This is a genomic window from Streptomyces xiaopingdaonensis, from assembly GCF_000262345.1.
In the GTDB taxonomy this organism is placed as follows: Bacteria; Actinomycetota; Actinomycetes; order Streptomycetales; family Streptomycetaceae; genus Streptomyces; species Streptomyces xiaopingdaonensis.
Genome location: NZ_AJTQ01000289.1, coordinates 1 through 21,274 on the forward strand (window position 1 = coordinate 1; position 21,274 = coordinate 21,274).

Below are 21,274 nucleotides of genomic sequence, written 5' to 3' on the forward strand. Positions count from 1 at the left end.
TTCCCACACACCTCAGACGGCGGCGACTTCCCCACCGTCGACTCCGATGACCTTGCGCGGCGCGACCGTCAGTTCGGCGTACGCGACCGTGCCCTGAGCGGAGGCCGCCAGTACCGCGCGCCGGGTGGGGACCGTGTGCTCCTGCGCGAAGAGGCCCATGACGCGCTGCAACGGTGCGAGGCAGCCGGCTTGCAACGGGGCCGGGACACCGACGACTTCGCACTCACCGGTGAGCCGGTCCAGCCACCGGGCGACGGCCGTCCCCACCGGCGAGCCGTCCAGCACCGCATCGATCCTGTCCGGCAGGTCGCCGCCGACCAACCGGTCGAGGACGGCGGCTGCGTTGCTCGCGACGCCGTCGGGCGCCAGGAACGCACTCCGTGCGCTGCACGTGCCGTACCGCGCGCCGCCCTCCGCGACGGGCTCGCAGTGCAGCACGACGGCGCCCGCCTCCGACCCCGCACCGATCGCCTGGGAAGGCGACAGCTCCTCCTCGACCGCGCCCACGAGCACCGCACCCGCCCGTCCGGCGGCGACGGCGCGCGCCGCGATCTGCAGCGCCTCCAACCCGGCGGTCACAGGGGAGTTGACGGTGAGGTTGAAGCCGTTGATCCCGTGCTCCATCGACAGCCGGCTGGCGAACGAGCTCATGGCGATGAACGGACTGGCGGAAGGCGACATCTCCTCGGCGCCCTCCCGCATGATCGTGCGGTCGAGCTCCTCCAGCAGCGCCGCGCCGGTGTTGTTGATGCCCACCGCCGCCGCCCGGTGGTGCCGTCGGGTCTCCGCGAACCGGTCCCCGGCGTCGCCGACCGCGAGCCGCGAGGCGGCGAGGAGGTACTTGCACGCGTCGGGCAGCCGCCGGTAGCCGCGCCCGGGGAGGGCGACCCGCGCCTGGAACCAGCCCGGGACCGCCCGCCCGGCCGGCGCCAGTGCGTCCTCGGGCCCGGAGAGTCCCGGCGCCACGATCCCCATGCCGGCGACGGCCAGCTCCCCGGTGCTCACCGTGACCACTCCGCATCCTCCCCTGCGACGTCCTTGACGACGAGAGACGTGTTGTTGCCGCCGAACGCATAGGTGTTGACGAGTACCGCGGGCGCCTCCAACGGCACGGCATGCTGCTGCGGCAGCCAGACGTCGCACTCCGGGTCCTGATCGACGGGGACGTTCGCCGGGCTCTTCCGGTGGCGCAGCATCAGCGTCGCCGTGAGGCCGGCGAAGGCGCCTGCCGCGCCGGTCGTGTGACCGATCATCGCCTTGAGCGACAACAGCGGCAGCTCGCCCGTCCGTTGGCCGAACATCCGGCGCAGCGCCTGGCTCTCGACGACGTCGTTGAGCGGCGTCCCCGTTCCGTGGGGGATGACGCAGCCGATGTCGGAGCTGTTCAGCTCCGCGTCGGCGAGCGCTTCGGTCATCGCGCGGACGATCTGGTCGCCGGAGGGGTCGGGGGCCGTCGGGTGGTACGCGTCGCAGCTCCAAGCCGCGCCCGCCAGTTCGGCGTACGGCTCGGCGCCCCGCCGTCGGGCGTGGCCGGCCGCTTCGAGTACGAGCATGGCCGAACCGTCGCCGAACATGGTGCCCGCCCGGTTCCGGTCGAACGGCCGGCATCGCACCGGGTCCGCGGCCCCCAGCCGGTTGAACGCGCCCAGCCCGGCCCGGGTGACCCCCTCGGCGCCGCCGACGAGGACCGTGGTCGCCTCTCCGGCGCGGATCATGTCCGACGCGATCGTCAGCGCGAAACCACTCGCCGAGCAGGCGTTTCCGACGCTGGTCAGCGCCGCGCGGGAGCCGATCTGCGCGCCCACGACGGCGGCTGCGGGCGTCAGCGTCGTCCACTCCGACCGCCCGGCGCTCCGCTGGAGCTCCTGCATGTCCGAGTTGCCCAGTTCGGCCCCGAGCACCACGGGTACGTCGCCGCGGTCGCCGTGCTCCAAGCCGGCGTCGACGAGCGCCTGTTCGGCGGCGGCCACCGCCAGGCGCGAGCTGCTCCCCAACTCGATCCCGGCGTAGCTCGAGGGTTCTGCGGGCACCTCGGCACGGTCGACGAGGTACATCTTCCTCGCCCGCATGTTGAGGTGCGGCAGCGGGACCTCGGCCGGCTCCCCGCCGCCCGCGAGCAGGCCGTCCCAGTGCGCGGTGACGCCCGTGCCCAGACAGGAGATCGCACCCAGGCCGGTGATCACGACGCGTCGGTCGCTGTGGAACGTGTTCATGTGTCCCTCCCCAGCGGGGGCGCGAGCACCAGCGCCGAGACCGATGTCCCGTCGCTCTCCCCGGTTCCGGCGCCCGCGACGGCGAGCACCGGCTCGTCTTCCATCCGCTCCACGGCGAGCGCGCACTGGACCACGCCCAATGCGCCCGAGCACCGCCCGTACCGTTCGGTCGCCTCGTCCCCGAGGCGTCGCGGGGCCGCAGGGCCGCCCGCTGCGCGGACGGCGGACGGGCCGTCGTCCGCCTTGCCGTATCCGGTGATCTCCGCGCGTATCCGCGCCCCGCGGTCCGCGGCCTGCTGCACGGGCTCGAGCACCAAACCCACCGCCCCGTCGATCCATCGAGCGCCGGCGGTCTCCCTGTGCAGCCTGGCGACCGAGGGGGAGTCCGGTTCGACGCCGATCACCAGCGCCGCCGTGGCCCGGCCGACCGCAATGAGGTTCCGTGCCGCGGCCACTGCGTCGAGCCCGCTCGAAGTGCCGTTGCTCAACGTCAGGTTGGGGCCGCGTATGCCGTGGTTGAGCGCGACCCAGGCCGCCGAAACGGCGCTCGAGAGCTGCGGCAGGCGCATGGGGCTGATATCCGCGCTGCGCCCGGTCGCGATCGTCGTGATGGAGTCGCAGACCGGGTCCAGGTTCCCGAAGTTGCTGGAGACGACCACGGCCGCGCCCTCCAACTCCGGTACGTCCAGCAGCCCGGCGTCCTCCAGCGTCCGCTGCGCCACCCGTACCGCGAAGCGCGACGCCCGGTCCTTGTGCCGCATGCCCTTCCCGGCGAGGGCGGTCGCGGGGTCGAAGTCGGGTCCCGCCACCGCCCAACCCACGCCGGTGATCGCGGTCCGCACGCTCGCCCGGGCGTTCACCGGGCTGCTCCTTCCGCGATCGCCACGGCGTTGATCCCGCCCATGCCGACGGCGTGGACCTGCGCCGTGGCGAACCGCCCCGTGGCCGGCTCGCCGGAGACGACCCGCAGTTCACTCGCTTCCTCGATCGGGTCGGTGAGATCGCTGACCGGGGGCAGGCTCCGGGTACGGATCGCCTCGAGGGCTACGACCAGGTTCATCAGTCCGGCCCCGCCGGAGATATGGCCCATGCCGCCTTTGATCGCGGTGACGAGCGGCCCCGGCTCCGCGGCCTTGAAGACCTCCCGCAGCGCGACGGTTTCGGCCAGGTCGCTCTGGGGCGTGCCGCTTCCGTGCACCACGACCAGGTCGATGTCGTCGGGCGCGATGGCCGCGCGCTCGTGCGCGTCGGTGATCGCCCGGACGACACCGGCGGAGTCCGGCGCCGTCGGATGCGACGCGTCGCAGTTCATGCTCACGCCGCGGACCCGGCCGTGTACCCGGCCGGGGTGCGTGCCCGCTCGCCGCAGCACCACCGCCACCGCGCCCTCGCCCATGATCATGCCGCGGCGGGAGCGGTCGAACGCGCGGATCGTGTCGGGCGGCGGCGACTGGATGCGATCGAACCCGCCGAACGAGCTCTCGGTGATCGAGTCGGTCCCGGCCACCACCACGGTGTCCGCTTCGCCGAGGGCCATCAGGTCGGTGCCCATCCCGAGTCCGTAGAGCGAGGCAGCGCAAGCGCTCGCCACGGTCTGCACGTTGTGGAGGCCGAAGGCGGAGCGCAGCGCCGAGGTGAAGTGCAGGTCGGCGGGTGAGAGGGGGGCGTCGTGCTGCCACCAGAGTTCGGCGGTCCGCATCTCCCGGTGCGTGGTCCCGACGAACACCGGCGTCCCGGGCTCGGGTTCCGGCAGACCCGCGTCGGCCAGGGCCTCCCGGACGACGTGGACGAGCCAGCGCGTCGCCCGGAGCGGTTCGTCGACGCCGGGGCGCGTCCGGTCCGGTACCTCGTAGGCGACTCCTCCGCGGTACTTGGACGCGTCGAACGTCGAGACGGGTGCCAGTCCTGACTCCCCGGCAGAGAGTGCGCCGTGTATGTCGGCGACCGTGTCCCCGAGCGCGCACACCGCGCTCATACCGGTGATCTCCCAGCTCATGCCCTGCCCTCCGGGCTCTGGCGGCGGAGCCGGAAGCGAGCCAGCTTGCCGTTGGCGGTGACGGGGAGTTCGTCGATGACCTCGACCCGGGACGGCCTCTTGTACGGTGCCAGGCCGGTACGCAGCGCCGCTCTGGCCGCCTTGCGCGCCGCGTCCGGGCGGGCCGGGTCCTGCGGCACGACGTACACCGTGGCCTGTTCGAGCCCGCCGGGGTCCGTGCTGCCCACGACCGCGCAGTCGGCGACCTCGGCGATCCCCTGGAGCGCGCGCTCGATCTCGGCCGGCGCGATCTTGTATCCGCCGAGCAGGAGCATGTCATCCGAGCGGCCGACGTGGCGGAGGTCGCCGCCGGTCGCGCGGTAGGCGATGTCGCCGGTGTAGACGCCGCCGTCGGCGAAGACGCGGGCGGTGTCCTCGGGCCGGTCGAGGTAGCCGAGAGCGGCCGACTCCGTGTCGAGATGGAGGCGGCCCGGGGTCCCGTCGTCGACCGGCAGACCGGCGTCGTCGCGGATGGTGGCGGCCACCCCGGGGACCGGGGACCCGATCGACCCGGCGTCGGCGGGCCTGCCCCGTCCGACGGTGGCCGCGACGACCGTGTGCAGGACCTCGGTCGCGCCGTACCCGTTGAGCAGCGGCACGTCGAACGTCTCGGAGATTCGGGTGGCCAGTTCGCCCGGCAGGTGCTCGCCCGTGGCCACGGCGAGCCGCAGCGAACCGGTCTCGATCGACTTGCCCTGGTCCATGAGGTCGAGCAGGGCGGCGTAGAGCCGGGGCACGGAGAACAGCACGGTCGGACGGTGCTCCTCCAAGGCCGCCGCCACGCTGTACGGATCGGCCTGCCCGTCGAGCAGGACCGAGCTCGCACCCGCCGCGTACGGGTACAGCAGCGAGTTGCCGAATCCGTACCCGAACGACAGCTTCGCCGTGGACAGGACGACGTCGTCCGGGGTGAGCGCCAGCAGGCTGCCGACTCCGCGCAGGACCGCGTGCACCGAGCGCATGCAGTGCCGTACGCCCCGGGGGCGCCCGGTGCTGCCCGAGGTGTACTGCACCAGCAGCTCGTCCGTTTCGCCGAAGCCGGCCGGCGAGAGCACGGAGCGGCCGGCGCGCTCGGGGCCCAGTCCGGTGAGCAGCCCGCGGCGCCCGGCCGCCCGTCTCTCCCCGTCGATCTCCGTCAACTCGGCCTGCATCGCCCCCCGTTGTTCCTGGGGAACGTGCAGCTCGACCAGCTCCGCCTCGCTGTCCCGCACGATGAAGCCGATTTCGGCCGGCCGGAGCATCGGGTGCAGCACGACGGGCACGCACCCGTGCCACCAGATGCCGAGTACGGAGGTGACGGCTGCGAGGGAGTCGTCGGAGACGACGACCGCCCGGCACCCGGGGCGCACCCCGGCGGCCCGCAGGCGCCCGGCGTGCTCCGCCGCCGCGCGCCGCATCCCGCCGTAGGTGACCTCACCGGCCCGGCGGTCGACGCCGCAGCGCCGACCGTCGTCATGGCCGAACAACAGCAACTCGACAGGGTTCGCGGTCCCGTTGGTGCGCTTCATGACACCTGATGCCGGTCGCGGAGCAGCCGCATCACATCGCCGACGCTGTCCATCTCCGCGGCGTCCGCCGGGTCGAACTCGGCGCCGCTGGCACGCTCCAACGCCACGATGAATTCGGCTTTGTGGAGCGAGTCCATTTCGAGGTCCACGTAGAACGACTTGTCGACCGCCGCGTCGGCAACGTCGATCTCCAGGACGCCCGCCACCAGTTCCTGCACATCCCGATCGGTTAGCACAGCACCCTCTTCTCCTTCGCCGATTCGTCATCGGACACTTCGGTGACAGCCTGGTCGACCGAGCAGGCAGGCACTCAGGTCATCGCTTTCCTTATCGCTTCCGTGACGAATGACTCGCTCGTCACCTTTCCGGCTTGCTTCAGTGAGACGCGCACGTCGGCGGAGCGGCCGTTCATCGCGTCGAGTTCGGCCTCTGCGCACACGTCTCCCGGACGCGTGACCGCCAGGTACCTCACGTTCAGCCGGGTCGTGACGAACATCTGGTCGTCCTTGAGCAGGCTGTACATGACGAACCCGGCGGCCTGGTCGTGAATGCTGGAGACGTGACCGCCGAAAGCCACGTTCGGCTCCACACAAAGGTCGTCGGGAATACGGAAGTTGACCGCGACGGACCCCGCGCTCCACTCCATGGCGACGACCTGGAGCGACAGGCGCGCCACGAAGGCCGGAATCGGAGTGGTACCGGCTGCTATCGCGTCGAGCATCTTCTGTCGCACCGTCACGGCACCCGACGGCGAAGCGTGTGGCCTCCTCTCCGCCGTCATGAGGCCGCGCTGCCTTCGCCGGTGCGGCTGCGGCGCGCGATGCGCCAGACGAGCGCGGAGGCCAGCGCGAACGCCGCCACCACCACGGCGAGCCCCAGCATCATGGCGACCCGGAGTTCCGGATAGCCCAGGTCCGTCAGGTTTCCGTGGAATCCCCTGAAGAACGCCAGCCCTATCACGGCGACGCCGAGCGAGGATCCGAGTTGCTGCGCGGTGGAGAGCACTCCGGATACCGCTCCGGAATCGTCGTTGCGCACCCGGGCGAGCACGAAGTTCAGCAACGGGCCGAGTACCAGGCCGAGTCCGAGTCCCGTGAACACCATCGTCGGCGCCATCGCCCACCCGAAATGCGCCCCGGAGCTGTTCCAGCCGACAGTGGCGATCATGAACGCACTGCCGACGACGCAGATGAGGCAACCGGTGAGAATGGTGCGAGGCGCGTTGAAGCGTGCCACGATGCGCGCCGACCACAGGGAGGTGAGCGTGCTCCCCGCTGCGTACGGGGCCATCGCCCCCGCCGTCGCGAGTGCACCGTAATCGAGGCCGTACTGAAGGGTGATGGAGAAGTAGAGGAAGAACGGCACCACCGCTGAGAAATACACCAGATACAGAGCGAGGGCCAGCCGGAAAGCCGGATCGGTCCACAACCCGGGCCGCAGCAAAGGGAATTTGCCCTGCCGCTCCAACGCCGATTCGAGCCGGAGAAAGACGACCAGCAGCACAGGCGTGCACAGGAGCACCAACCAGCCCCACAGCGGCCAGCCCTGGTCGCGGCCGACCGTGAGCGGCACGAGGAGCGCGACCAGCAGCAGGACGACGGTGAGCGAGCCCGCGTAGTCGAGCCGCATGCGCAGCCCCCGGTGCGCCGGCACCATGCGGGGTGCCAGCGCGATCAGGACGACGCCGACGGGGATGTTGATGAGGAAGATCGGGCGCCACTGCAGCCCCGCGACGTCCGCGGCGATGAGCAGTCCGGCGATGATCGGGCCGGCGATCGTGGCGGAGCTGACCACCGCGCCGAGCAGCGCGAAGGCGCGGCCCCGCCGCTCCGGCGCCACCGTAAGGTGCAGCGTGGCGATGACCTGCGGATACAGCACGGACGCCGACAGGCCCTGCCACACCCGGCTGACGATGAGCTCGCCCGGACCCTGCGCCAGACCGCAGGCGAGGCTCGCCAGGGTGAAGGAGACGGCGCCGATCATGAACATGCGCCGCCTGCCGTACAGATCCCCGAGCCGCCCGCCGGTGATGAGCATGACCGCGTAGGCGACCACGTAGCCCGCGACCACCAGCTGCACGTCGGGGACGCTTGCCCCGAGGTCCCGTTGCAGGCTCGGAATGGCGACGTTCACGATCGAAGTGTCGGCGAGCAGCATGAAGGCGGCGCCGAGCACCAGGGCGGCGGCCTTCCTCTCCGACGGCAGGAACCGGTTGGCCCCCGGTGCTTCCTGCGTCACGGACCCGCTCATCCGACGTCTCCGTGCGGCACGAGCCGGTTCCGGCGGACCTTCATCGTGCCGGTGAGCGGGAACTCCTCCCACGGCCGGTAGTCGACCCCGGTCCCCTCCGGCAGCCCCGCCTTGCTCCGGGCGCGCTGCCATCGGTCCGCGTCCAACGGCTTGCCGTCGACCGTGGCCGCCACCGCCGTGACCGTCCCGTCGAGGACGGTGATCACGACCTCGGCCAGCTCCGGCACCTCGTCGAGGAGGACGTCCTCGGCGCGGAGAGTGCTGGCCACGCCGGGGACGCGGTCCACCTGCCGGTCGTAGAGCTCCAGGTGCCCGTCCGGGCGGAGCATGCCGATGTCGTGCATGGGCCACCAGGTGTCACGGTCGGGCAGAGGCGCGACGCCGATCATCGATTCGGCCCGGGCGGGGGTGCGTGCCTCGATGTGGCCCGGGGTGTTGACCGGGAGCTCGGACCCGGTGTCGTCGACGATGCGGACTTCCATACCGGGGAACGCGGCGCCCACGTCGCGTGAGTGCAGCCGGCCGGGCTCCCGGACGTCGGAGAGCGTGGTCACCAGCAGCGTGACCGGGCCGGTCTCGGTCTGCCCGTACGCCTGGACGAACGTCGGGTCCGGGTGGTCCGACGCTTCGAGGAGTGTGCGGAGGGTCCGCGGGTGGATCGCGTCGAAGCTGGTGACGTAGCGCTCCACGCTGCTGAACGGGTTCGGCGTCTGCCGCGCCAGCGCTTCCCAGCGCAGGAACATGTTCGGCTGCGCCTCCAGGGTTTCGGGGCGGTGCCGCAGAAGCGTCTCGCGTACGGACGCCGGGTCGGGAGAGGTGAGGGCGAGGAAGGGCACCCTCGTGTTGAGCACCGTGAGGAGGCCGGACGACATCCGCACGTGGACGTAGGAGAGGCACTTCGCGCTGGTCCCCGCGTAGTCGAGGGACTGCACCACGGTCATCTGGGGCGCGACGTGCGCGTAGAGGGAGTCCACCGTGTGCACGAGGAGCTTGGGCTTCCCCGTGGTGCCGGACGAATGCGTGATGAGCATCGGGTCCGTGCCGGAACGGCGGGTGACCTCGTGGGGCGCCGTCTCGTTGAGCTCGACCGCCCCTGCCAGTACGCCTTCGGGCGTGAGCGCGAGGATGCGGGAGACGAGCGCGCGCAGTTCGTCCTGCGACGGGCGCAGGGCCGCGGCCCCTTCGGCGTCGACCAGCAGATTGGGGCGGTCGAGTTCCCCGAGGCAGTGGAGCAGTTGGGTCGGTTCCATCTTCACCGACAGCAGCGCGGGCAGCGCACCGATGCGCACAACGGCGCACTGGATCGCCTGGATGTCCATGTGGTTGGACTTGACCAGGGCGACCACCGCACCCGGTCGCACCCCGGCGGCCCACAACCGGTCGGCGTAGTCCGCGACCACGGCCGCAAAGTCGCTCACCGTCTTCGGACTTCGGCAGGCCGAGACCCAAGGGGCGTCCGCGCACAGGCTGGTCTCACCATGGGTCTCGGCGGCGCTTTCCGGCAGTAAGCCAAGGTCTGCGATGGGGGGCACGGCGTCCTCTCGGTTATGACTGTTCTTTCGGGGCGGAACGACCCGGCGTCCCGCGCGGGGAGAACCAGGGCGAGTCCACCGTCGGCTGATCGACGACGCACAGGTCGGCACGCCCGGCCAGGACGATCGTGTCGACATCCGACGCGGCGATGCGGCCCGCCGCTATCACCGCGCACTCCTTGTTGCGCACGGCCTGGTTCCGGATCAGGTCGGTGAACGCGTCCGGGTCGGAGTGTGGTCCGACCGAGACGTGCACGGCCGCCGCGCCGCGCGCGGCGAACTCGTTTGCGATCTCCGCCAGCGCACCGCTCCCGTCCCCGCCCGACGCCGGCGCGAGGCGCACGCTCACCGGACGTTCGGACGGCCACACGTCGCGGAGCGCGCCGAACACCTCGAGCGGGCCGCGGAGCCGGTCCCGCAGCGGGCGGCCGTCCCGTTCGCCGTCCGAAGAGGACAGTAGCGCGGAGAGCAACCCGCCGTGGGCGCAGTCCAGTTCCAGCAGGTCGAACCCGTCGGCGGCGCGTGCGGCTGCGTCGGCGAACACGCGCGGCAGGACGTCGGGCGACGGGGCGTCCGTGCCGTAGCAGCCGAGTCGCACGCCGATCTTCGCCGGCGAATGCGCGTGGACGAAATCGACGACCCGCCGCCACCCGGCGGCCTGTTCCGCCGTGTGCAGTCCGGCACCGCCGGGGGCGCCCGTCCCGGCCGAGACGGACACCGGTCCCGTCAGCACCAGCCCGGCACCGCCCAGCGCCGCGCCGCCCAGACACACCAACTGGAGATCGTCCGGCACACCGCCGCGGGAGGGGAAGACCTCCTCGGGCGAGACCACGACGCGGTTGACGAGCTCCAGGCCGCCGAGCGCCAACGGTTGGAGCATCGGCCTGCTCACCTCGCCACCCGCCACCGCGGCGAACCAGCGCTCCGCGCCGAGGAGGAACTCGGGGTCGCGGCGGCGCAGGCTGGCGTAGGGAACCCGGCGGCTGCGGGTCAGCAGGTTCACCGCGAACTGCTGCGGCTCCTGGTGGAGGTACTTGTCGACGTTCTCGAACCACTCCCCGCTCGCCCGCGCCGCGCGCTGGAGAGAGAGGACCGCGGGGCGGCGCTCGGCCTCGTAGGCGGCCAGGGCTTCCTCCGCAATCGGTTGCCCGTTGAGGCACTGGGCGAGGCTCGCCGCGTCGTCCATCGCGAGCTTGGTGCCCGAACCGATGGAGAAGTGCGCCGTGTGCGCCGCGTCGCCGACGAGCACGACGTTGCGGTGCCGCCAGGTCTCGCACCGCACCGTGGGGAAGCGCAGCCAGCGCGAGTTGTTCCCGTACAGCTTGTGGCCGCCCAGGATGTCCTTGCAGAGATCGGCGAGGAGCGCTATCGACCACTCGTCGCTCTCCCCCGCCTCCTGGTGCGAGGCGGCGGCCTCGGCGAACCCGGCCGCGCGCCAGGCGTTTTCGGACAGCTCGCATATGAGAGTGCTGGTGTGGGGCGAGGTGGGGTAGGCGTGCACTTGCAGGGCTCCGCCCGGGGTGTCCACGACGTAGAAGGTGAACGCGTCCAGCTCCAGTGTGGTGCTCAGCCAGATGTACCGGGTCTTCCCCGTGTGCACCGTTGGCCGGAAGGTCTCCGCGTACCGCTGCCGCGTCAGGGAGTTGACGCCGTCGGCAGCCACCACGAGGTCGTACTCGGCGGCGAGCGCGTCCACGTCGTCGACCTCGATGCCGGAGCGCACCGGGACGCCGAGTTGTGAGCAGCGCCGCCGGAGGGCCGTGAGCAGCCCGGCGCGGCTCATCGCGGCCAGCCGGTTCCCGCCCGCCGTGTACGTGGTGCCGCGGTAGTGCACGTCGATGTCGTCCCACTCGGCGAGCATCGGCCGCAGTTCCGACGCGACGACCGGATCGGCGCGCTCCACCGCGCCCAGCACCTTGTCCGACAGCACCACTCCGAACCCGAACGTCTCGCCGGGTGCGTTCCGCTCCCAGACGGTGATCTCGTCGGCGGCGCCGAACCGGCGGGCCAACACGCTGAAGTACAGCCCGCCGGGCCCACCGCCGATCACAGCGATCCGCACCTCGACCTCCCGCCGGCCGAGTGCCCCTGCGGGCACGCCCTGTGCCGTGCTCTCGACGGACACCCGATACGCCGTCGGCGGCGGTCGGTCGGTGCGCCCCGGACGTGCGACACCGAGTCCATCTACGCTCCGGCGGCCGGGGAGGAGGCCAGCACGTCCTCGATCATCTCCGGCGGGACGGTGGCGTCGTCGAACCACCGGCCGCCCAGCGGTCGGGGAACCGGCATGATCTGGTCGTTCGTGTAGGCCAGAACGCGACGGTTGTACGTGCGGATCTCGTCGCGGAGATCGGCGGGGAGATCCTGATCGAGTTCCAGCGCCCTTTCCATCTCCGCGAGCAACGCCCGTGTCTCCACGATGGTCTTGAGGACGGCTTTGCAGAACCCGGTGGGAAGCACACCGTACTCGCCCTTTATCTCCACCAGCCGCGTGATCGCCTCGTAGGAGACGTCCTGCAACTGCCGCCTGTCCAACCAGCGCGTCGAGTAGTTCAGCCGGCGGTGCCACAGTGGCTCGACCATGGCCTGACGATGCTCTTCCAGCGTGCGGTGATGGATTCGGTAACCGTGTTTTTCCGGTTCCTCGAAGAACTGGGAGCCGGGGTCGAGGAACGGCACCATCGGGCAGATGAGCGGAAGAGCGCCCCAGCCTCCGAACTTGCGTATGAGCCGCTCCGAGTACGCGATCGTGTCCATCACCGACTGCCTGTCCTGGTAGGGCATGCCGATGAAATACCAGATCATGATTCCTTTGACTCCCGCGTCCAGGGCGCGTGGAATCCACTCCTCCATCTGCTCCATGGTGTAGTTTCCGCGCCCCGCGGCCTTGCTGATCTTCAGGTCGTGGGACTCGGGCGAGAGCATGATGTAGGAGTCCGTCGACTCGCCCATTTTCTTGAGAATCTCGGGCGACGTCAGGCTGAACTGCTCGAAGTGGACGCTCTTGTATCCGAGTTCCTTCACCGCGTCCAGGTACTGGTGCATCCGGGTTCTGTTCTCCGAGTAGCACTGGAGCGCGTATATCGAGGTGCGCTGCGCCGCCTCCCTCATGGTGCGGAGTTCTTCGACGACGAGGTCGTTGTCCTTCTGCACGAGAGTCCTGCGGACGCCCATGATGTTGCGGTAGGCGAACCGCGAGCCGCCGCACCAGCCGCAGTCGTGCGCGCAGCCGGTGTTGGGCAGCGTCATGATGAGCTTGGACGCTTCGGGGCCGCCGTCGGCCGCCTCCCGGTAGTAGGACCAGTCGTTGCGCACGTTGTTGTAGTTGCTGTCCGGCGTGTGCGAGAAGCCGGTGGTCCGGACTTCGCCGTCGACCTTGTACAGCAGATTCGGAATGGACCGGAAGTCCCTGTTCCCCTGCCGGACCTTGGTGACGAGCTCGGTGACGGGGTCCAACGTGTCGTAACCCTGGACGACGATGTCGACGCTCGGGTATTGGATCAGTTCGTCGGCGTAGTAGGTCGCCGAGATGCCGCCGAAGATGGTGAGCGCTTCAGGGTGCACTTCCTTCACGAGGGCCGCGAGTTCGATCGACCCGTGACAGTGCGCCATCCAGTGCAGGTCGAATCCGAAGATCGGCGCCTCGAAACGCGCGAGGAGTTTCTTCACGTCCATTTCGGGATGCAGGAGCATGAGCGAGGCGACGTTCACGATCTGCGTGTCGAACCCGTTGTCCGCCAAACGCTGCTTTATCGAGAACCAGCCGATCGGGTAAATCTCGTAGACCGAGGTGACATTTACACTGTCGCTGTCGCTCAGATAAGCGAAGAGCATGTCGTCGCGCTCGCGGAAGTCGAAGACGCTGGGCGCGTGCAACAGGAAGAGATCGGATGTGAGTTGCGTTGTCGGCGACTGATCCGCAATAGTCATTCGCGCCCCCTGGCTCACCGTTGACCCAGCAAGATTCACGGTATCCTCCCTGCCGACGGAAATGCTTGTCAAGGGGCGGTCGTCCAGCGCATCAGTTGACCTTGGTTTACCACTTCCTGTCCTGCGCCGGTGGCCCTGATCGGAAACTCGTCAAGCGCTCTGCGGCTACGCGGGAAAATCGGCCACCGCAATATCCCTGGTCAGTTCGTCGGCGCGGGAGAAAGGGCAGCTCCGGGAGCGGTCAGCCACCGGTGTCCGTGACAAGTTCTGAGGCATGGGAACTCGGCGGCCGAATCCGCTGGGAACTCGTTGATCGGAGGCGGGCCGGCGGCGCCGTGTTCACCCGGCGCTCTCCCCCAGGTCGATACGGCGCAGGATGCCGTGCGGGTGGCCGTGCCGCTGCCACTCGCGCGGATACCCCAGGGAGACCTCGTGGAAGGGCACGCCGTCGTGGACGGTGCGGCGCGGGATGTGGAGGTGGCCGTAGAGCACGCAGGCGACGTGGAAGCGTCGATGCCACGTCTCCGTACGCCGGGTGCCGCACCACATCGCAAGGTGCGGGTGGCGCAGCACCCGCGTCGGTTCCCGGACGAGCGGGTAGTGGTTGACGAGCACCAGCGGAACGTCCGGGTCGTCGACGGCCGTGAGCCGGCGCTCCGTCTCGGCGACCCGCGCGGCGCACCAGTCCTCGCGGCTGGCGAACGGGTCGGAGTGCAGCAGGAGTTCGTCGCTGAACGCGAGGCCGGTCTCCTCCGCCACCCGCATGCCCTCGGCCTTGGACGTCGCGCCCTCGGGCAGCCAGGTGTAGTCGTAGAGCAGGAAGAGCGGCGCGATCCTCAGGGGTCCGTGCTCGCCCCGGAAGACCGGATAGGGGTCTTCCGGCGTGACGACGCCCAACCCCCGGCACATCTCCACCAGATGGAGGTAGCGCTCTTCGCCGCGAAGGGTGAGCCCGTCCGAAGGGTGGGTCCACAGCTCGTGGTTGCCCGGTGTCCACACCACCGTGCCGAACCGTTCCGCGAGCATCGCCAGGGTCCGCCGCACCTCGTCGGCGGTCTCCGCGACATCGCCCGCCACGATGAGCCAGTCATCGGGAGACTCGGGCCGCAGGCCCTCAACGAGCGCCTTGTTCCTTCCTATTGCCGCGTGCAGGTCGCTGATCGCGAGCAGGCGACCAGGGGCTTGAACAGCAGTCACAGGCCACACCCTAGTGGCCGGGAACCGCGGTCGGGGGCTGTTCAGGGGAGGCGACTCTTTCCTTGCACAGGGGACTTGCGGGCGGACTCCGCGTCGACCGCCCCCACCGGCCCTCGACCCCGCGAAGGCGGCCTCGCCGAGACCGACCCGGTCGCCTCCGCGATGATCCGCTCCACGGCCTCCCGCACCGTGGGGACATCGGCGATCAGCGCCTGCGCAAGGCCGACGCTCCGGACACCTGCGCCCGGGAGGCGCCGATGTCACACATCGAGTCGCTGTCCTGTCATGAAGGCAGACGGCATCTTCCAGCGGAGCACCCGGCAATGCCGCTCCCCACAGAAACGGAGGCATCGTGTCCGCCGCCTACCTCACGGTCACCATCCTCGGTGCGGTCTTCAACGGTGCCGCCGCCGTGACCTATCTGATCGGCCACGACTATCCCAAGGCCCAGGCGGACTTGAAGGGCCTGCCCCGGAGGTACGTACCGGTACTCGGCACACTGCTGGCAGCGGGCACGACGGGACTGCTGGCCGGGCTCGCCGTGCCGCTCCTCGGGACCCTCGCCGCCTGCGGGCTGGTGCTGTACTTCGTCGGAGCGATCACCGCCCATCTGCGGGTGGGCTCCCGCGACATCGCCGGCGGAACCGTGTTCCTCGCCATCGCGGTGGCCGTCCTGCTCCTGGGGCTGGCCGACCACGGCCCTTGGTGACCCGTGCGGCCGGCTCTCGGGCGCACCACCGCGGCCCGCGTACGCTCGTCGGGCGGGAACCGCGGAACCGCACGCCGGGCGGCGGGCCCGACGACCTGCCCACTCGCCACGCACCTGCCGCAGGCCGGACAGCCACGTTTCCACGTGAGCCCGCTTCCCCAGCACCGATGTCCAGCCCCGGACCTAGCGTCTGCTTCCCGTGTCACCGGTGCGTTGGCTTGAGCCGGGCCCGAACCAGTCGAGGCAGACCACGGTGGCGTCGTCCAGCAGTTCGCCGGCGGTGGCCGCTCGCAGTGCTTGGACCATGGAGCGGACAGCCTGGCGAGGGTGCTGGGCAGCGTCGTGCGCGATCATGGCCGGCAGGTCGAGGCTGCGCGTGTTGCGTTCGAGCATGCCGTCCGTGAGGAACACCAGCCGGTCACCCGGGTGCAGGGAGATCTCCTGTACCCGGTAGCTGTCCTGCCACGGGTTGCCGAAAGGCATGTCCACCTGCGGTTCGACTTCTGCGACGTGCCCGGCGCGGAGCCGCAGGGGCCACGGGTGCCCGGCGTTGACCAGTAGCGCACGTCCATCGGTCAGATCCACCCACAGCATCTGTCCCGTGGCGGTGCCCCCTTGCCCGTACTCGAGCAACGCCCGGTGAGCGGCCCTCGCTTGCTCGGGGAGGGGAAGAGCGGCGCGACGAGTCTGACGGAGAGCGCCGACGACGAGGCTGGCGAGGAGCGCGGACTCCACCCCGTGCCCCATGGCATCGGTGATGGACAGGTGCAGCGCCTGCTCGTCGAGGCTGTAGTCGAAGGTGTCGCCGGCGGTGTCTCCGGCCGGCTCGAGCGCCCCGGCGACGGTCGCCTGTCCGGCTGCCACCGCCAGCGCGGCGGGCAGCAGGTTGTGTTGGATCTCGGCGGCGAGGCTGGGGACCTTGGTGCGCCGTCTCCATTCGAAGAGATCGGTGAAGCGTCTGTTGATGGTCACGACGTAGCTCAGGGCCTGGGCGGCTTGTGCGATGTGCGCCTGCTCGGAGGGGGTTGGTGGTTTCTGCGTGACCAGCTCCAGAACCCCGATCGCATCCCCTCGCGTGGTAACCGGCGCCACCACCAGGTACCCGCCGCGCTCGTACCCGTGGTGCGCGTGCGCGTCGACGATCTGCAGCTTCTGCGTGCGCATCACCTCGTCATGGACCGTGCCCGCGAGCGGGTCGACCGGATCGGGTTTTCCTTCCCGGTCGGTCCATACGGCCGGAAGCCGCCAGAGAGCCTCCCCGGCCAGGTCCGTGATCAGGAAACACACGTCGCGGGCGTCGACCTGTTCGGCCAGGAGGTCAGCCACCGCTGTCACGGAACTGGTCGGTGGCGCCTGCTCCACTGCCCGGAGGATCTCCTGGAGGTTCAACTCGCGAGCTGTCATCACACCGCCACCTTGTCGTCGTCCGCGGATGGGCAACGGCTCAGACAACACCATCGGCGACGAAGGAGCACGCACCCCTCGCCGGACGGCAGCGGACCGGCGCCGACGTGTTTCCCGTTGCGCCGTTGCCCCGGGCCGTCGGCGCGCACGATGGCGTAATGCCCGTTTAGCGTCTCGGCCTTTCCGGAAGCTCTCCACCGCGCAGTCGCCGCGGTCGCGATGTGCGAAGGGAAGCGGTCCGGCTCAGGAGACACGAAATGCAGGGGTTTTCCCGGAAGCCGGGCATCCGTGGCCCGGCGGAGAAAGGGGTCTCCGCTGCGGCCGAGCGCGAGGTCGGCCGCTGGGGAGCGGTGATCTGCGTCGGCGGAGTGGTCTGCCAGGCGCTTCCACCCATGGCCGAGACCCTGGGCCCGGACTTCGAAGAGGTCGACGCGTCGCTCCGGTCCCCCTTCGGGCACAAGCCGCCCGGCGGCGGGTGCGGACACGAGTCCGGGACGCGGGGCTGAACTTGAACGCCCGTACCCCACCGCGTCCGCACTCCGTCGCCGGCGCCGTGCAGAAGTGGCTGCGCGACGCCCGGGAAGCGAAGTCGGCGGCCTGGCAGCGGCTGAAGAGCAGCATGTGGCCCGTCGTGCAGCAGACCGTCGCGGCGACCGTCGCCTGGTGGATCGCCGCGCATTACATCGAACACCATCAGCCGATCTTCGCGCCGATCACCACGATCGTCGCCCTCAACACCACCCGCGGCGGACGCGGCACCAACGCCGTGCGCTTCGTCCTCGGCGTCATCGCGGGGGTTTTCGCCGCCCAGTTGACGGTCGCCGTCCTGGGTCCCGGCTATCTCACCGTGGCGGTAGCCGTCTTCCTCGCCATCCTCGCCGCCCTCCTCTTCGGTGGCGTACGCGTCACCATGGCCCAGGCCGGTGTGAGCGCGATCATCGCCGTGGCCACCGGCAGCAGTACGGGAAGCGACCGGGTGGTCGACGCGGTACTCGGCGGCTCCGTCGCGCTGGTGTTCAGCCAACTCCTGTTCCCGGCACACCCGTTGGCCGCGCTGCGCCGCGCCGAGAGCGCCATCCTCCGCAACCTCGCCCATGCGCTGGCCCTGACGGCGGAGGTCGTGGAGCACGAGGGCTCGCGGGGCTCGGAGTGGACCTGGGAGCACCTGCTCGCCGCGTACCGGCGACTGGTCGATCTCGGTGAGGCGCGCGACAACGCCGACACCGCCGCGCGCCGCTCCCCTCTGTGGTGGGGCCGGCGTCGGCCCATCGAGTGGGAGAGCGCGTACGCGGCCCGCCTGGACCTGCTCGGCAACAGCTGCCTCACCCTCACCCGCACGGCCACGGAGCTGCCGCCCGGGCAACGTTACGCGCTGTCGCCCGTGGTCAGGGAGCTGTCCGACACGCTGCGGTCCCTCGCCGCTTCCCCCGGGGACCGCGACGAGCGCCAACGCGCAGCCGAACGTGCCGTCGCCGTGGCCGCCCGCGTGACCGGTCCTCGTGCGGATCCGGATTCGGACTCCGAGCAGGGGCCCGCGTCGGAGCCCGGCGCCGGCTCGGTTCCGGGGGACCCCGACCCGGGTACGGGCCACGGTTCCAGCCCCGTTCCCGGCCCCGCGCCGGCCGAGGGCGCGGAGCTCCTCGTGGCCCGGGCGGGCGTGCGGATGGTGGTCTTCGACATCCTCGTTTTCGTCGGCGTCGAAGGCGACGCCGACGAGGACGCGGGTGTCGGCCCCGGCACCGGTGCGGGTGCCGGCTCGGACGAGGCGGCGGGAAAGGTACTCAACGGCGCTGCGGACGTGCGCGTCAGCGCCCCGCCCGAGCTGCGCTGGACCGCCCGTCTTCCGTTCCGCCTGCCCTTCAACGGCTGACCCGACGGGAACGGCTCACCACCCGTTCCGCGCCACCTGCTCGACGGCCGCCGATCGCCGTTCGAGGCGCGCGACGTCGCTGCCGCGGTCGATCGGAAGCAGCGTCCGTCCGGCTCCGGGCTGCCGCGCTCCACGAGCCGCACCGTGCCGCCCGTCCGGGCCCGTACCGCTGTGCCGGGTCGTCGGCGCCGCTCGCCGGTGCGGGTGCGACCTGCCGTCCCGCCTCCCGAATTGCGTGGCGGTTCACCGGAGGGGACGCTCGAACGAGCCCTGGGCGGCCGTCGCGGGGCCGGCGGGACCGGGTGAGAGGTGACGGGCATGAAGGCGATCACGGTGGTGCCCGGTGAGCCGGAGCAGGTGCGGGTCGGCGAGGTGCCCGACCCGGTGGAGGACGAGGGGGCGCTGCTGGTCGAGGGCCGGCTGCTGGGGATCTGCGGAACGGACGTCGACATCGTGGAGCACGGCTACGGCAGCCTGCCGCCGGGTCAGGACCACTTGGTGGTCGGGCACGAGTCGCTGGGCGTGGTGCTCGAAGCACCGGAAGGCAGCGGGTTCTCGGCGGGCGACAACGTGGCGGGGATCGTGCGGCGCCCCGATCCCGTGCCGTGCCCTCCGTGCGCGCACGGCGAATGGGACTTCTGCCGCAACGGGAAGTACACCGAGCGCGGCATCAAGGAACTGGACGGTTACGGCTCCCAGCTGTGGCGGATCGAGCCCGCCTACGCGATCCGTGTCAGCCGTGGTGTGGGAGACCGCGGGGTACTGCTGGAGCCGGCTTCGGTGCTGGCCAAGGCATGGGAGCAGACCGACCACATCTTCGCGCGATCGTCATGGCGGCCCCGGACGGCGCTGGTGACGGGCGCCGGACCGATCGGCCTGCTGGCCGCGCTGCTGGGCGTGCAGCGCGGCCTCGACGTCCACGTCCTGGACATCAACGACAAGGGGCCCAAGTCGGCGCTGGTGAGCGACCTCGGCGCCACCTTCCACGCCGGTGACCTCGCGTACACCGGGCTCAGCCCCGACGTCGTCATCGAGTGCACGGGCCACGGCCCCCTGGTCTTCGACCTGGTGAACGCCGCCTGTCCCAACGCCGTCATCTGCCTGACGGGCATGGCCTCGGGCTCGAAACCGTCGCCGTTCGGAGCGGACGAAGTGAACGACACGATGGTCCTCGACAACACGGTGCTCTTCGGCAGCGTCAACGCCGCGCGTTCCCACTACGAGCAGGCAGCGGCAGCCCTGGCCGACGCCGACAGCGACTGGCTCGACCGCCTCATCACCCGCCGCGTCCCGATGGACGCGTTCCCCGACGCGCTCCACAAGACCGAGGACGACATCAAGGTCGTCGTCGACCTGCGCACGTGAGCGTGCCTGCGGCCGGCGGGCCGCCGGAGGCCCGAACGCTGCTCGAGGACGAGCTGCCCACAGCAGTGATCGCCTACGACGACAGGCGCTGACGCGTCGGCAACTCCATACGCTCATGACCGAGCTCGGCGACGGTGCGCACCGCCTCCTCCGGTGGCGGCGAGCCCGACGTCGCCGGGCCGGTGGCCGCTTTCACGCGGCACCTCCGTACAGCGCCGGCCGAGGCTTCAGCTCGACAGCGGTGACGGCGCCCCCGGTCGTCAGCGACTCGACGGCGGCGTCGGTGACGACGGTTGCCGCGTAGCCGTCCCAGGCCGAAGGGCCCGTCGGTTCGCCGCCGGCCCGGACACCGTCGATCCACTCGCGGATCTCGGTGTCGAAGGCTGCTGCGAACCGCCCGGTGAAGTCAGCGAAGATCGCGGTGCTCTCCCGTCCGGCGGCGCGCACTCGCGGGGCCGCAGGGTCGGGCAGTCGGACCAGGCCCTCCTCGCCGACGATCTCGCACTGGATGTCGTAGCCGTACTGGCAGTTGACGAAGACCTCCAGGTCGATCCGGACCCCGCCGGCGGTCTCGAAGAGCATGAACTGGGGGTCGGTCAGGTGGGGGTGGCGCTTACCGGTGGACCGCGGGGCGAGCACCTGCACCGTGGTGATCTCGTCGTCCAACAGCCAGCGCAGCACGTCGATTTCGTGCACGGCGGTGTCCCGGGCCGCCATGTCGGAGGTGTACGACGACTGCGCGGACTTGTTGCGGTGCGCGCAGTGCGCCATGAGCGGCGTGCCGAGGCTGCCGTCGTCGACGGCCTCCTTGAGGGCCCGGTAACCGGAGTCGAACCGGCGCATGAAACCCACCTGCACCAGTCGGCGCCCCGCCGCGTGCTCCGCCTCCACGATCCGCAGACCGTCCGCCGGATCGGTGGCGAGTGGCTTCTCGCAGAGCACCGGCTTCCCCGCGGCGACCGCGGCGAGCACCTGCTCGGCGTGCGCGGGGCCCCAGGAGGCGACGAGCACGGCATCCACCTCGTCGGACTCCACCAGGCGGCGACTGTCGGAGAGAACGGCGGCGCCCTGCGGCGCGACGGACGACGCCCGCTCGCGGTCGATGTCGCTGACGGCACTCACCCGAGCCCCGGGGACCGTGGTGCTCAGCCGGCGTATGTGCTCGGTACCGATCCAACCGGCGCCGATGACTCCCACTCGTACGGTCATGGGGCTTCCCTAAGAATGGTTGGCGGTCCGGGGGGACCGGGTGTGGCTGATG

General features: G+C 70.7%; 18 protein-coding genes. 4 read left to right on the forward strand and 14 right to left on the reverse strand.

Annotated elements, in window-relative coordinates; genetic code table 11:
* Positions 1–12 precede the first annotated feature (12 nt).
* The 12 genes from UWG_RS30785 to UWG_RS0122755 form a co-directional block, all read right to left on the reverse strand.
* Entirely contained in the window at positions 13–1,014 is a 1,002-nt protein-coding gene (locus UWG_RS30785) for a beta-ketoacyl synthase N-terminal-like domain-containing protein (RefSeq protein ID WP_016909497.1), read from the reverse strand.
* On the reverse strand, positions 1,002–2,213 hold the full coding sequence (locus UWG_RS0122700) for a beta-ketoacyl-[acyl-carrier-protein] synthase family protein (protein ID WP_016909498.1): 1,212 nt from the start codon (positions 2,211–2,213) through the stop codon (positions 1,002–1,004). The genes UWG_RS30785 and UWG_RS0122700 overlap by 13 nt, the downstream gene beginning before the upstream one ends.
* Positions 2,210–3,073 (reverse strand): beta-ketoacyl synthase N-terminal-like domain-containing protein, encoded by an 864-nt coding sequence (locus UWG_RS30790; RefSeq protein ID WP_016909499.1) that lies wholly within the window; start codon positions 3,071–3,073, stop codon positions 2,210–2,212. Before UWG_RS30790 ends, UWG_RS0122700 begins: the two co-directional genes overlap by 4 nt.
* Positions 3,070–4,209 (reverse strand): beta-ketoacyl-[acyl-carrier-protein] synthase family protein, encoded by a 1,140-nt coding sequence (locus tag UWG_RS0122710; protein WP_016909500.1) that lies wholly within the window; start codon positions 4,207–4,209, stop codon positions 3,070–3,072. Before UWG_RS0122710 ends, UWG_RS30790 begins: the two co-directional genes overlap by 4 nt.
* Entirely contained in the window at positions 4,206–5,756 is a 1,551-nt protein-coding gene (locus UWG_RS30795; RefSeq protein WP_016909501.1) for a class I adenylate-forming enzyme family protein, read from the reverse strand. The genes UWG_RS0122710 and UWG_RS30795 overlap by 4 nt, the downstream gene beginning before the upstream one ends.
* The gene (locus UWG_RS33155) at positions 5,753–5,992 is read right to left on the reverse strand and encodes an acyl carrier protein (protein WP_157838586.1); all 240 of its coding nucleotides are present in this window, start codon (positions 5,990–5,992) and stop codon (positions 5,753–5,755) included. Before UWG_RS33155 ends, UWG_RS30795 begins: the two co-directional genes overlap by 4 nt.
* Positions 5,993–6,066: 74 nt before the next feature.
* On the reverse strand, positions 6,067–6,477 hold the full coding sequence (locus tag UWG_RS0122730) for a PaaI family thioesterase (protein ID WP_157838587.1): 411 nt from the start codon (positions 6,475–6,477) through the stop codon (positions 6,067–6,069).
* A 56-nt stretch (positions 6,478–6,533) separates the two neighbouring features.
* Positions 6,534–7,931, reverse strand: coding sequence for an MFS transporter (locus UWG_RS30805; protein WP_033196312.1), 1,398 nt, complete (start codon positions 7,929–7,931; stop codon positions 6,534–6,536).
* A gap of 71 nt (positions 7,932–8,002) precedes the next feature.
* On the reverse strand, positions 8,003–9,424 hold the full coding sequence (locus UWG_RS30810; RefSeq protein ID WP_050988637.1) for an AMP-binding protein: 1,422 nt from the start codon (positions 9,422–9,424) through the stop codon (positions 8,003–8,005).
* A 127-nt stretch (positions 9,425–9,551) separates the two neighbouring features.
* Complete coding sequence (locus tag UWG_RS30815; protein WP_016909506.1) at positions 9,552–11,663, reverse strand: oxidoreductase; 2,112 nt, start codon at positions 11,661–11,663, stop codon at positions 9,552–9,554.
* A gap of 59 nt (positions 11,664–11,722) precedes the next feature.
* The gene (locus UWG_RS0122750; protein ID WP_016909507.1) at positions 11,723–13,414 is read right to left on the reverse strand and encodes a B12-binding domain-containing radical SAM protein; all 1,692 of its coding nucleotides are present in this window, start codon (positions 13,412–13,414) and stop codon (positions 11,723–11,725) included.
* Between the two features lie 393 nt (positions 13,415–13,807).
* Complete coding sequence (locus UWG_RS0122755) at positions 13,808–14,665, reverse strand: metallophosphoesterase family protein (RefSeq protein ID WP_033196308.1); 858 nt, start codon at positions 14,663–14,665, stop codon at positions 13,808–13,810.
* Between the two features lie 352 nt (positions 14,666–15,017).
* On the opposite strand from UWG_RS0122755, the gene UWG_RS0122760 reads away from it, so the two are divergent.
* A complete protein-coding gene (locus UWG_RS0122760) occupies positions 15,018–15,374 on the forward strand; it encodes a DoxX family protein (protein WP_016909509.1) in 357 nt (118 codons plus the stop codon).
* Positions 15,375–15,557: 183 nt separating this feature from the next.
* Here UWG_RS0122760 and UWG_RS0122765 read toward each other — a convergent pair whose 3' ends face one another.
* Positions 15,558–16,778 carry a PP2C family protein-serine/threonine phosphatase gene (locus UWG_RS0122765; protein WP_016909510.1) on the reverse strand — a complete coding sequence of 407 codons (1,221 nt, stop codon included), beginning with the start codon at positions 16,776–16,778 and terminating at the stop codon, positions 15,558–15,560.
* Between the two features lie 257 nt (positions 16,779–17,035).
* On the opposite strand from UWG_RS0122765, the gene UWG_RS0122770 reads away from it, so the two are divergent.
* The 3 genes from UWG_RS0122770 to UWG_RS0122780 all read left to right on the forward strand — a co-directional run bounded on the left by UWG_RS0122770 (position 17,036) and on the right by UWG_RS0122780 (position 20,013).
* Entirely contained in the window at positions 17,036–17,284 is a 249-nt protein-coding gene (locus UWG_RS0122770; RefSeq protein ID WP_016909511.1) for a hypothetical protein, read from the forward strand.
* Between the two features lie 2 nt (positions 17,285–17,286).
* Positions 17,287–18,648, forward strand: a complete 1,362-nt coding sequence (locus tag UWG_RS0122775) for an FUSC family protein (RefSeq protein WP_016909512.1) — start codon at positions 17,287–17,289, stop codon at positions 18,646–18,648.
* A gap of 318 nt (positions 18,649–18,966) precedes the next feature.
* Positions 18,967–20,013: a glucose 1-dehydrogenase gene (locus UWG_RS0122780; protein ID WP_016909513.1), complete on the forward strand. Its 1,047-nt coding sequence runs from the start codon at positions 18,967–18,969 to the stop codon at positions 20,011–20,013.
* 192 nt (positions 20,014–20,205) lie between these two features.
* Here UWG_RS0122780 and UWG_RS0122790 read toward each other — a convergent pair whose 3' ends face one another.
* Entirely contained in the window at positions 20,206–21,222 is a 1,017-nt protein-coding gene (locus UWG_RS0122790; RefSeq protein ID WP_016909515.1) for a Gfo/Idh/MocA family protein, read from the reverse strand.
* Positions 21,223–21,274 lie beyond the last annotated feature (52 nt).